An 11,605-nucleotide genomic window follows, 5' to 3' on the forward strand; every position below is an offset into this window, starting at 1 on the left:
CGTGTGGAATAAAGGCAGGATTATTGCGTGATATATCCATAACAAATAGAAAGGTGAGCAAGATGGGAACTAACGCATTACAGCAGCGTATTACCAGCAGTATTGAGCAGCATCGCGAAGAATATATTGCGATTTCCCAGGATATTCATGCGCATCCTGAGACAGGAAATAATGAATATTACGCCAGCGGGCTATTAACGGATTTATTAAAGAAACATCACTTCACGGTAACGCTGAATGTTGCCGGACACGAAACGGCTTTTTATGCCGAAAAGGATAGCGGTAAATCGGGGCCGACCATTGCTTACCTCGCTGAATACGATGCGTTAATTGATATTGGCCACGCCTGTGGTCACAACATCATCGGAGTAACCAGTATTGCGGCGGCGATTGCGTTGGCTGAGGTAATCGATCAGACCGGAGGCAAGGTAGTGGTATTAGGGACGCCTGCCGAAGAAGGTGGCCTGCGCGGGAAAGGCGGAATGAATGGCAACGTGAAGGCGCGTTTTGTCGAACATGGCTTCCTTGATAAGGTCGATGTCGCGCTGATGGTGCATCCAGCCGGAAAAACGCGGCTCACCGGGCCGTCATTGGCGAATAATCACCTCTATTTCCATTTTTACGGTAAACCCTCCCACGCAGGAAGTTCACCACATAAAGGCGTGAACGCGCTGGATGCACTGGTGCTGCTTTACAACGGGATCAGCGTGCTGCGCCAGCAACTGCCGGACGGCGTTCGGGTTCACGGCATTATCACTAACGGCGGGCAGGCACCGAATGTGATTCCAGAATACGCCTCCGCCCACTATTACATCCGTGCCAAAACGCGTGAAGACGTGCTGGCGCTGGAGCCACGCATTCGCGCGATTGCGGATGGCGTCGCGCTGGCGACGGGGACGACGGTAAAGATTGAACATCAGGTTGGCCCGCGCGATTTCCTGATCAATCACACGCTGAATGCTGTCTTGCTGGAAGAGTTCACCGCCGCAGGGGAGGTGGTCGATCAAAACGCGAAAGAGGGCATTGGTTCGACGGACGCGGGAGATATCAGTCACGCGGTGCCGACGGCACACCCCACCATTAAAATCGGCCCTGACGATCTGATCGGCCACACCGTGCCATTCCGTGAAGCGGCAAATTCTCCACTTGGTTACGCCGCGCTGCTGACGGGCGCGCAGGTTCTGGCTCGAACCGGTTTACGACTGTTGACGGATGCTCGTGCGTTGCAGGATGCCAAGGACGAGTTCGCGGGCCGGCATGCGGTGACTGACGCTGCCTGAACGTGCGTCTTAATTGACTGAATAGCATAAAAATAGTGGAGTTTCCCATCAATGAAATGGTTTCATTTTCCTGCTGCCGCACTTTTGCTGGCGGCCAGTTTACCCTGGGGGATCGCGCTGGCGGAAACCGTCAATCGCGAGGCAACGCTGAATATCGCTTATGGTAAACGACCGGGTACGCTCGATCCTTACCTGACAACCAACAGCGCGACCACGGATGTGGTACGCCACATTTTTGAACAGCTTTTTACGATTAACGATCGGTTTGAACCGGTGCCGGAATTGGTTGAACGCTATTCGCTGAGTGACGATCGCAAGGTTTATACCTTTGTGCTGCGCGATGGTATTCGCTTTCATGATGGTCAGGCGCTGACAGCCGATGATGTGGTGGCTTCGATGAATCGCTGGCTGGCTGTTTCTACGCAGGGAAAAGCCAATCTGCCGGGCGCACAGTTTAGCCGGATTGACGATCGTACGGTGCAACTGACGGTACAGACACCGTCCCTCATTACCCTGAATGTCTTGGCCGATTTGAAAAACCTGCCTTCCATTATGCCCAAGCGCCTTATTGATGAAGCCAATGCCAGCAAGAAGCCAGTCAGTGAACTGATTGGCACCGGGCCTTACAAACTGGCGGAATTCAAACAGGGAGATTATCTGCACCTGACGCGTTATGACGGTTATGTCTCGCGTAGCGAGCCGGCGAACGGCCTGTCGGGTCAGAAGAAGGCAGAAGTGAAAGACATCTGGTTTCGCTATATTACGGATGAGTCTACCCGACTGGCAGGCGCACTGACTGGTGAATATGACGTCATTTTTGATTTGCCGAAAGACAATATTGACGCGCTCAATAGTGCCCGCGATGTGAAGCTGTACCGCCCCGAAGCCGGAGGGTCGCTTATTACCTACCTGTTCAACAAGAATCGGGGACCGTTTGCCGATGTGAAACTACGTCAGGCGTTCAATTTGGCGCTTGATGTCCATCAGGTACTGTTGGCGGGCTACAGCGATCCACGCTTTTTCAGGGAAGATTCGTCGTTAGGTTTTCCTGAGCAGGTAGACTGGCACAGTGAAGCCGGTAAGCCTTATTGGAATCAGCACAAATTGGACGAGGCCAGAAAGCTGGTGAAAGAATCCGGCTATAACGGTGAAGAAGTGGTGATCATCGCCACCAAGGAATACGCCGAATTGTACAATCTGGCGATTGTCGCACAGCAGGTACTCAAACAGATTGGGGTGAAATCTCGTCTTGATGTCTACGATTGGGCCACGGTATTACAACGGCGTCAGGATCCTAAAAACTTCGACCTGTGTGCGCTGGAATTCTCCATGCGTCAGGTGTTGCATCAGTATCCTTTCCTTGATTCTCGCGCCAAATTCCCCGGCCTGAGCAACAGCCCAGAAATTGATGCGTTGCTGGATGATATCAAGCAAGCGCCGTCGCTACAGGCAGCAAGAGGATTAGTGGATAAACTCCACGTTCAAACCTGGACCTATCTGCCGGTCATTGTGCTAGGACGCACCACGCCTGATGCGGTCGCCATCAAGCACCCTGTTCACGGCTACCGGGATTTAATCGGTCCCGTGCTGTGGAACGTCAGCATCACAAAACCGTAAGCGGAGAAGTGAATGGGATGGTTTATTTTCCATCGACTGCTGGCGTTGATACCGGTGCTGCTGGTGGTCTCTATCGTGGTGTTTTGTCTGGTTCATCTGGCACCGGGCGATCCGGTACTGGTTATCCTGGGCAATGATGCCAGTCCGGGAGATGTCGCCGCGTTGCGTCAGCAAATGGGGCTGGATCAACCCCTGCTGACGCAGTTCATCGTGTGGTTTAGTGCCGTGTTGCGTGGCGATCTCGGTCGCTCGCTGTTCATGAATGCCAGCGTAATGTCGCTTTTCTTGCAGCATCTGCAACCTACGCTGGCACTGGCGCTCTATGCGCAAGGGTTAGCGCTACTGCTTGGTCTGGCTGCCGGCGTGCTCAGTGCGTCGCAGCAGGGACGGCTGCTGGATCGTGTGATTATGGGGCTAGCGGCGGTGGGGATGTCGATTCCCGGCTTTCTACTTGGGCTGTTTCTGATTTTCTTTTTTGCCGTGCAGTTACGCTGGTTTCCGGTCGTCGGATATAGCTCGACGCGCGGCGATGTGCTGGTAAATCTCTGGTATATGACGCTCCCTGCGCTGGCATTAGGGCTGCGCATTGCCGCGCTGATCGCCCGCATGACGCGAGCGGTCATGCTCGACGTGTTGAGCGAAAACTACATTAAAACGGCCCGTGCCAAAGGTGTATCGGAATACCGCGTTCTACTACGCCACGGTTTGAAAAATGCACTCTTGCCTATTTTAACCATCTGCGGTGAATCTTTCGGTTCACTTGTGACGGGAACGATTGTGATTGAAAGCGTGTTCGGTATTCCCGGCGTAGGGTCGCTGGTGGTGGATTCTATCGAGCGGCGCGATTTCTCTGTGATTCAGGGGGCGGTACTGCTGATTACCATCAGTTACGTTCTGATTAATCTGGTGGTGGACATTCTGGGGCATGCCGTTGACCCGCGTATATCGCTATCAGGGGAGAAAGAGTGACATGAAAGCGCTGTTTTCCAATTCACTCCTGACCACGGGTGTCGCTATCCTGCTGCTTATCCTTGTTGTCGCGATAGGGGGCGTGTTTCTTAGCCCTTACGATCCCTATGCGCTGAATCCTCTGGCTCGTCTGTCTTCACCTTCGCTTCAGCACTGGTTTGGCACCGATAATTTTGGCCGTGATGTGTTCGTACGGGTGGCGATTGCGGTACAGATCTCGCTGTCCGTTGGGGGAGCAGTGGCGCTGATTTCTGGGGCAATTGGTACGCTGATTGGGCTGCTGTGCACCTGGTATCGTCTGCTCGATGCGATCGTTATGCGGATTTGTGACGGTCTGTTTGCTTTCCCTTCTCTGCTGCTGGCGATTTCCATTGTCGGTATTCTTGGCCCCAACCCTGCCAATGTTGTGCTGGCGCTATCGCTGGTGTATGTGCCGTCGGTGGCTCGCGTGATGCGAGCAGCGGCGCTGGTGATCAAGGAAAAAAATTACATCGAGGCGCTGCGTGCTCAGGGTGCAACGAGTCGCCGGATTATCTGGTTGCACATCCTGCCCAACGTGGTCTCGCCGCTAATCGTTCAAGTGTCGTGGATCTTCTCGGTCGCGATCCTCACCGAGGCGGCGCTGAGTTTTTTAGGTTCGGGGATCCCTGCACCAACGCCCAGTCTGGGTAATTTATTGTTAGAAGGGAAAAAAGTGATTTTTACCTCCTGGTGGATGACCTTTTTTCCCGGTATTGCCATTGTGCTTTTGATCCTGTCTCTGAATATGATTGGAGACGGCCTGCGCGATATCTCTGACCCCACGCTTAAGCCACTTTCACGCCGGATTACCCGTCTGCTGAAAGCGGCAACGACCTCAAAGTGAATATGATGAGTGAAACACCGCTACTGTCGGTAAAAGACCTGAGCGTCACGTTTGCCGCACCGTCTGGCCTCTTGCATCCCGTTCGAGGGATCTCTTTTGAGGTGAAATCACGTGAGACGCTGGGCATCATCGGTGAATCTGGCTGTGGTAAAAGCGTCACCGCCGATGCGCTAATGGGGCTGCTGCCTGCACGTACTAGCCGCGTTGGCGGCGAGGTCAGTCTGAACGGTCAGCCGCTGCTGTCGCTGTCGGATGAGGAGCGACGACGCCTGCGGGGTAATGCGTTGGCAATGATTTTTCAGGATCCGCTCTCCAGTCTTAATCCGGTTTATACCGTGGGTGAACAGATAGAGGAAAGCCTACGACAGCACACTGCGTTATCGCGTCAGGCGCGGAAAGCGCGGGTACATGAACTGCTTACTCAGGTGGGGATGCATGACCCTTCTGCATGTGCTGTGAGCTACCCACATCGACTATCCGGCGGAATGCGCCAGCGCGTGATGATTGCTATCGCCATTGCCTGCGGGCCGGGGTTGCTGATTGCTGATGAACCGACAACGGCGCTCGACGTCACCATTCAGGCGCAGATTCTCTCGCTGTTGGATAAGTTAAAAGCCGAAACCGACATGGGCATCGTGCTGATTACTCACGATCTGTCGGTGGTGGCACAGATGTGTCAACGCGTGCTGGTTATGTATCTTGGGGAAGTGGTGGAGCAGGCGGATGTGCTCACGCTGTTTGACAACGCTCGTCACCCCTATACGCAGGCGCTGTTGCGTGCGGTGCCTAACCTTGATGCGCCGCGTAAAAGCGAGCTGCCAGAGATAACCGGCAGTGTTCCTCCGTTGTCCCATCCGCCTGCCGGCTGTGGTTTTGCTCCACGCTGCCCGCTGGCGGATGAACGTTGTCACCGTTCTCCGCCTGTGCTTTCCACTGCTGATGAATCGGGGCATCGCGTGCGTTGCTGGAAAGCGGAAAGCCTCGGGAGTGGGATATGAATGAGCCGTTATTGCGGGTGAAAAACCTGCGTAAGACCTTTCGGGTTGGGCAGGGATGGCGCAAAAAAATGCGGGTGGCGTTGGATGATGTCAGCTTCCATATTTTCCCCGGTGAAACGTACGCACTGGTCGGCGAATCGGGCAGCGGCAAAAGCACCACGGGGCGGAGCATCTTAGGGCTGACGCCTGCTGATACGGGTGAACTGCACTTTGCTGGTCACGATCTCCGACAGCAGAATGCTGAATCGCTGCGGCAACTGCGGCGTGACATGCAGATGATCTTTCAGGACCCGCTCTCCTCGCTCGATCCCAAGCGTAGCGTGGGGTATAGCATTGAAGAACCGCTGATTATCCACAGCATACACGACAGCCAATGGCGCAAGGCGCAGGTAGTTAGGATGCTGACGCGAGTCGGTTTTACCGCTGCGGATGCCAGACGGTTTCCACACGAGTTTTCCGGTGGGCAGCGCCAGCGTATCGGGATTGCCCGCGCACTGGTACTGGAGCCCAAATTGATTGTGTGTGACGAACCGGTGTCGGCGCTGGATGTCTCTATCCAGTCGCAAATTCTGAACCTGCTTTTGGCATTGCAGCGAGAGCAAGGGCTGGCGTATTTGTTTATCGCGCACGACCTGAGCGTGGTACACCATATCGCCGACCGTATTGGCGTGATGTATCGCGGGCGTATTGTCGAGGAAGCGCCTGTGGCGACGCTTTTTTCACAGGCGCGTCATCCGTATACGCGCTTTCTGTTGGCATCGATTCCGCCGGCTCATCCACGGTTAAAACGGACTGTTCAGGTCGATATGCAGCCCAGGCAAGATGGCGAGTGTCAGTTTGACGACCCCACACCCGGCACACTGGCGCGGTGCCGCATACATCCAACGCAAGAATATTGGATTAATGCAGAGCATCGCGTCGCCTGCGTGCGATCAGAGATGCCCTGACAGGCGCTGGTGAATTTTGCTGCTGTGGTTATCCAGCCCGATGATCGAGACGTTCGCCTCGTAGCGGTGATAGCGGGTTTCGATAGCGTCGAGCGCGGCTACGCTGGAGGCATCCCAGATCTGGGCATGCGTCAGATCGATGGTGACGTTCTGCGGGTCCTGTGCATAGAGGAAGTGCTCGAAGAGATCGTTACTGCTGCCGAAAAATAGCGGCCCACGTACCGTATAGTGCACCGACTGCCCGTCTTCGCTTACGTGACGCTCAGCGTGAATGACGTGCGCCACGCGACGTGCAAATAACAGGATGGCAAAGATCACGCCGCCCGCCACGCCGATAGCCAGATTCCCCGTCGAGACGGTGGCGATCACCGTCACGATAACCACCAGCGTTTCCGACAGCGGCATCCGTTTTAGCGTGGTGGGGTGCAGGCTATGCCAGTTCATCGTTTTCAACGCGACAATCATCATAATCCCTGCCAGCACCACCATCGGAATCTTAGCCATGATCTCGCTCAGTCCAGTCACCAGCAGTAACAGCACCAGTGCGGCGGCGAGGGTAGAGATACGTGTACGCGCTTTCCCTAACTCCACGTTGACCACGGTTTGCCCGATCATCGCACACCCGGCAATGCCGCCGTAGAATCCGGCGAAAATATTCGAAACGCCCAGTCCCCAGCATTCGCGGCGCTTGCTGGACGGGGTATCCGTGATGTCGTCTACCAGTTTGGCGGTTAGTAGTGATTCCATCAGGCCGACGAAGGCAATACTGAGCGCGGTTGGCCAGATGATGCGCAGTGTTTCAAGATTGAACGGCACCAGCCAGTGGGTGAAGCTCGGCAATCCGGGCTGCATAGGGCCAGCGTCGCCAACGTTAGGCACCGTGATGCCGGTAAACATGGCAATCGCCGTCACGGTCACAATCGCGACCAGCGGGGCGGGAATACTTTTCACCACATAAGGCAACAGCAAAACGATCGCTACCGTTAACGCAAACAGCAGCCAGACCAGTGAGGATTGGCCGAAAACATGCGGCACCTGTGCGGCGAAAATCAGGATACTCAGCGCATTCACGAAACCGATCATCACCGAGCGGGGGATGTAGCGCATCATTCTCGCCAACCCAGCCAGCCCAAACAGAATCTGGATCAGTCCCGCCATAATCACCGCAGGCAGAATATAGGCCACACCGTGAGCGTGCACCATCGGGCCGATAACCAGCGCCACGGCGCCCGCGGCAGCGGTAACCATTGCTGGCCTACCGCCGAGAAAAGACATGGTGAAGCACAAGACAATAGAGGCAATCAGGCTGACTTTCGGATCTACGCCCGCGATGATAGAAAACGAGATCACCTCGGGGATAAGCGCCAGTGCGGTGATGGTGCCCGCTAAAATTTCACGCATCAGCAGCGAAGGCGAGCGTAAGGCGGCAAGCGTTGACGTGGCTGATTGAACCGGCGACGGCGTTGCGTCGGATGATGAGATCATAGGTGCAGGCTTAATTTTTATAGTCAATGAAGAAAGGCGGGAGAGAATAAATTATCGGCAATATAAAAGATACTGCCCTGTGTTGGCGGACAAGGAAAAGCTGTGGGGAAATGAAGGGACGGATAGCATGTTGTCTTATCCGTCCGTTCGTTGTGTTTCTCCCTCAATAACTAGGTATCAAGTGCCACGAGGCTGTTATCGAGATATTGCATGTTGATAAATTCCCCGCGCCGCGCTGTATCATGCACGTGCATGATAGCGCCCTGATAGGGATCGTAATGTGAATTAAAAACCAGCGCGCGCAGCGGTGCACTGGCGTATATTCAATACACGAAGATAGAGAGGTGTATTCCATTACGATGGCTGTTCGCTCTTGTTGGCTTTCCGGTGTTATCTTTATACGCCCATCACACGGGTCATGATGGCCTGATGTAACCAGCGTGGAGTGGCCCAGGTCAGCAATGTAATTGCCTTATTTCCCATACCCGGAACCACGCTCATTCGCCCAGCCTGAAGCGCTCGGATGCCAGCTTGCACAACAGGCTTAGGCTGCATCATTACCCCTTTTAATGCAGGAGTGAGTTTCTGCCTGGCGGTTGCAGCAAACCCGGTATCAGACATACCTGGACAAAGCGCGGTGACAATGATGCCGTCGTTTTTAAGCTCACGATGCAGAGCATCGGAGAACCTGAGCACATATGCTTTCGCTGCTGAGTAAACGGCAAAATTCTTTACGCCCTGATAGGACAACAGGCTGGCGACCATCAAAATATGTCCTTTACGCCTGGCGCGCATATCTTCAGCAAAGAGCCGAGTCATTGCTGTCAAACTTGCGATATCCAGATTAATCATGTCCAGCGCGTCATCGAGCGTTTGATCCAAAAAGTTGCCTTGCAAACCATGGCCGGCATTGTTAATTAATATATCAACCACAATATTTTTTTCCCGCAGTCGACTGTGCAGATCGCTAATTGCGGTCATCACGGAAAGATCGGCCTGTTCAACCAGCACATCAATGTTAAAACGCTCCCGCAATTCCGCTGCCAGCAATTCAAGTTTATTGAGCCGCCGAGCCACCAGAATGAGTGATTTGCCCTGCGCGGCATATTGACGCGCGAACTCTTCACCAAATCCGCTTGAAGCCCCTGTGATGAGCACCCATGCATTGTTTTTTGCTGTCATGTCAATAACTCCGGTTTTTTATTGTGAACGGTACAGGTGCTAGTCGATGGCATATCTACGTATCGGTACATGGGGATCTTAGGGCATCTTCGCCGCGGCTTCTGGAGGCTGCCAGCCACCGCCAAGCGCTTTGAATACAGAGACCGCAGCGCGTGCAGATTCCGTCTGGGCCTGCGCTCTGGCGTCGGAAGTCTGCAACAAGGTTTCATCGTTGTGCAGGACGTCAATCAGGCTAGCTGTCCCTTTCTGATAAGCGATGAAAGATGACTGGCGTGCGCTAGCCAACGCAGTTTCACCTGTGATTAATGTTGCTGTCTGCGTCTCGCGATTGAACAGTGCCGAGAACGCGTTCTCAACGTCTTCGGTCGCGCTTAATACTGACAGGCGGTAAGCTGCCAGTGCTTCGGCTTCCTGCCCTTTAGCCTGATCGATCTGAGCGTTAATGCGGCCGAAATCAAAGAGCCGCCAGCGCAACCCCAATATGCCCGCCGATTGGTTGGCACCGTTGGAGAACAGGTTGCCGCTCGACACTGACGTTGCGCTGCCGAGTAATGCGCTGAGTGAGAATTTAGGATAGTACTCGCTGATGGCTACCCCGATGCGCGCGTTGGACGCCGCGAGATGACGTTCGGCTACGATAATATCGGGTCTACGACGCAGCAGATCGGCAGGTGTACCTGTTGATATGAGCTGTGGGGGTTGTGGAATGGTGCTCGAAGCAGCCAACTGAGTACGATGGGTGCCGGGAGGTGTCGCGAGCATAACGTCCAGTGCGTTCATCGCGGCATCGATACCCGTCTGGAGAATCGGCACGGTTGCCTGAACTTGTGAAAGCGACCCCTCGACCTGGCGGACTTGATACTCTGCGGCGAGCCCTTTGCTATGAAGTAACTGTATCTTATCCAGCAGTTCTTGCTGTGTGTTGACCTGCCTGTTTGCTACCGCAAGACGAGTTTGTAATCCGCGCAGGGTGATATAGATATCGGCAGTTTGAGCCGCGACGGCAAGGCGGGTCGCGGCAACGCCTGCCTCAGAGGCCTGATAGTCAGCCAGAGCTGCCTGGCGACCGCGTCGCAGACCGCCGAAAACGTCAATCTCCCAGCTTGCGTTAAGGTCGGTTTCATAGGCATTCCCGTAGCGATTATAGCCAGGAACCGAGTTGAGCAACTGGCCTTGTGCGGTTTCAACCGACTGATACGCACGCGTAGCCTGTCCGCTGACGTTACCTGATGGCAGCAGAGCCGCTGTTGCCGCGCCAAGCCCAGCACGTGCCTGAGTCATCCGTGCGGACGCTTGGGCTAAATCAAGATTCTGTACGAGAGCCCTTGAAACTAACTCACTCAGTAAGGGATCACTAAAGCTTTCCCACCAGACGGCAATGTTGGCAGTCTGGTTTGTGTTTCCTTGTTTTGCGATGGATTGCTGTGCGGCGGATTGCGCCTGATAACGATCTGCGAGTGGCGCGTCCGGACGATGATAATCCGGTCCAACCGCGCAACCCGCCATTACGCTAGTGGTCACAACCAAGGCAAGGGTGCGAAGGGGTAACATAGTAATTCCTTGAGTTTAATGATTGTGACCATATTATCAATTGGTCACTTGTTGTCAATCAGGGCTCGGTGAGATAAGCTTGAAAAATGACTAAACATATGAATACACATCCCCCACGTGGGCCGTCGGACCATAGCGTCCGAGATCAGGTTGTGGAAGCTGCCACTGAGCACTTCGGACACTTTGGCTATGAGAAGACAACCGTGTCCGATCTGGCCAAGGCGATTGGGTTTTCTAAGGCGTACATCTACAAATTTTTTGATTCCAAACAGGCGATCGGTGAGATGATCTGCGCTAATCGACTGGCAATGATTATGGATATTGTCAATTCAGCGATTGCGGATGCGCCAACGGCTTCAGAAAAACTGCGACGCCTGTTCAAAGCCTTGATAGACGCGGGCGGCGACTTATTTTTTCACGATCGCAAGCTTTATGACATCGCCGCGGTATCCTCTCGCGACCGGTGGCCTTCAGCAGTGGTATATGAAGAAAATCTACGCCAGGTTGTTCAGCAAATTCTTCTTGAGGGGCGACAGTCCGGAGAATTTGAACGCAAGACGCCGCTGGATGAGGCGACATATGCCATCTATCTGGTCATGCGCCCTTATGTTTGTCCTGTTCAACTACAATATAATTTGGATACGGCAGCGACAGCGGCGGTGTTACTACCGTCGTTGATATTACGGAGCTTAGCACCTTAAAAATTGTGAC

Annotated in this window: 10 protein-coding genes; 7 read left to right on the forward strand and 3 right to left on the reverse strand. The window is 54.1% G+C overall.

Features of this window, described 5'->3' with window-relative positions; genetic code table 11:
* Positions 1 to 62 precede the first annotated feature (62 nt).
* From KP22_RS12865 to KP22_RS12890, 6 genes are read left to right on the forward strand one after another with little or no spacing between them, the layout of a single operon-like run.
* Entirely contained in the window at positions 63 to 1,280 is a 1,218-nt protein-coding gene (locus tag KP22_RS12865) for a M20 family metallopeptidase (RefSeq protein WP_039324605.1), read from the forward strand.
* A 51-nt stretch (positions 1,281 to 1,331) separates the two neighbouring features.
* Entirely contained in the window at positions 1,332 to 2,897 is a 1,566-nt protein-coding gene (locus tag KP22_RS12870) for an ABC transporter substrate-binding protein (RefSeq protein WP_039324606.1), read from the forward strand.
* A gap of 12 nt (positions 2,898 to 2,909) precedes the next feature.
* Positions 2,910 to 3,866, forward strand: a complete 957-nt coding sequence (locus KP22_RS12875) for an ABC transporter permease (RefSeq protein ID WP_039324609.1) — start codon at positions 2,910 to 2,912, stop codon at positions 3,864 to 3,866.
* 1 nt (position 3,867) lies between these two features.
* Positions 3,868 to 4,731 carry an ABC transporter permease gene (locus KP22_RS12880; protein ID WP_039324611.1) on the forward strand — a complete coding sequence of 288 codons (864 nt, stop codon included), beginning with the start codon at positions 3,868 to 3,870 and terminating at the stop codon, positions 4,729 to 4,731.
* A gap of 2 nt (positions 4,732 to 4,733) precedes the next feature.
* Positions 4,734 to 5,729, forward strand: a complete 996-nt coding sequence (locus tag KP22_RS12885) for an ABC transporter ATP-binding protein (RefSeq protein WP_039324613.1) — start codon at positions 4,734 to 4,736, stop codon at positions 5,727 to 5,729.
* Positions 5,726 to 6,676 carry an ABC transporter ATP-binding protein gene (locus KP22_RS12890; RefSeq protein ID WP_039324615.1) on the forward strand — a complete coding sequence of 317 codons (951 nt, stop codon included), beginning with the start codon at positions 5,726 to 5,728 and terminating at the stop codon, positions 6,674 to 6,676. The genes KP22_RS12885 and KP22_RS12890 overlap by 4 nt, the downstream gene beginning before the upstream one ends.
* On the opposite strand, the gene KP22_RS12895 is transcribed toward KP22_RS12890, so the two are convergent.
* The 3 genes from KP22_RS12895 to KP22_RS12905 form a co-directional block, all read right to left on the reverse strand.
* On the reverse strand, positions 6,662 to 8,161 hold the full coding sequence (locus KP22_RS12895; protein ID WP_039324617.1) for a SulP family inorganic anion transporter: 1,500 nt from the start codon (positions 8,159 to 8,161) through the stop codon (positions 6,662 to 6,664). The two genes, KP22_RS12890 and KP22_RS12895, sit on opposite strands and share 15 nt — an antisense overlap.
* A gap of 396 nt (positions 8,162 to 8,557) precedes the next feature.
* The gene (locus KP22_RS12900) at positions 8,558 to 9,343 is read right to left on the reverse strand and encodes an SDR family NAD(P)-dependent oxidoreductase (RefSeq protein WP_039324619.1); all 786 of its coding nucleotides are present in this window, start codon (positions 9,341 to 9,343) and stop codon (positions 8,558 to 8,560) included.
* A 78-nt stretch (positions 9,344 to 9,421) separates the two neighbouring features.
* Positions 9,422 to 10,894, reverse strand: a complete 1,473-nt coding sequence (locus KP22_RS12905) for an efflux transporter outer membrane subunit (RefSeq protein ID WP_039298568.1) — start codon at positions 10,892 to 10,894, stop codon at positions 9,422 to 9,424.
* A gap of 86 nt (positions 10,895 to 10,980) precedes the next feature.
* Between KP22_RS12905 and KP22_RS12910 the strand changes: the two genes are divergently transcribed.
* Positions 10,981 to 11,595, forward strand: a complete 615-nt coding sequence (locus KP22_RS12910) for a TetR/AcrR family transcriptional regulator (protein ID WP_039324621.1) — start codon at positions 10,981 to 10,983, stop codon at positions 11,593 to 11,595.
* Positions 11,596 to 11,605 lie beyond the last annotated feature (10 nt).

Origin of the sequence: Pectobacterium betavasculorum (assembly GCF_000749845.1) — a bacterium.
In the GTDB taxonomy this organism is placed as follows: Bacteria; Pseudomonadota; Gammaproteobacteria; order Enterobacterales; family Enterobacteriaceae; genus Pectobacterium; species Pectobacterium betavasculorum.

Excerpts from the sequence above, each read along its gene's own strand:
- KP22_RS12880 (WP_039324611.1), top strand. The coding sequence starts at position 3,868 with ATGAAAGCGCTGTTTTCCAATTCACTCCTGACCACGGGTGTCGCTATC.
- KP22_RS12885 (WP_039324613.1), top strand. The coding sequence starts at position 4,734 with ATGATGAGTGAAACACCGCTACTGTCGGTAAAAGACCTGAGCGTCACG.
- KP22_RS12870 (WP_039324606.1), top strand. The coding sequence starts at position 1,332 with ATGAAATGGTTTCATTTTCCTGCTGCCGCACTTTTGCTGGCGGCCAGT.
- KP22_RS12890 (WP_039324615.1), top strand. The coding sequence starts at position 5,726 with ATGAATGAGCCGTTATTGCGGGTGAAAAACCTGCGTAAGACCTTTCGG.
- KP22_RS12900 (WP_039324619.1), bottom strand. The coding sequence starts at position 9,343 with ATGACAGCAAAAAACAATGCATGGGTGCTCATCACAGGGGCTTCAAGC.
- KP22_RS12905 (WP_039298568.1), bottom strand. The coding sequence starts at position 10,894 with ATGTTACCCCTTCGCACCCTTGCCTTGGTTGTGACCACTAGCGTAATG.
- KP22_RS12895 (WP_039324617.1), bottom strand. The coding sequence starts at position 8,161 with ATGATCTCATCATCCGACGCAACGCCGTCGCCGGTTCAATCAGCCACG.
- KP22_RS12875 (WP_039324609.1), top strand. The coding sequence starts at position 2,910 with ATGGGATGGTTTATTTTCCATCGACTGCTGGCGTTGATACCGGTGCTG.
- KP22_RS12865 (WP_039324605.1), top strand. The coding sequence starts at position 63 with ATGGGAACTAACGCATTACAGCAGCGTATTACCAGCAGTATTGAGCAG.
- KP22_RS12910 (WP_039324621.1), top strand. The coding sequence starts at position 10,981 with ATGACTAAACATATGAATACACATCCCCCACGTGGGCCGTCGGACCAT.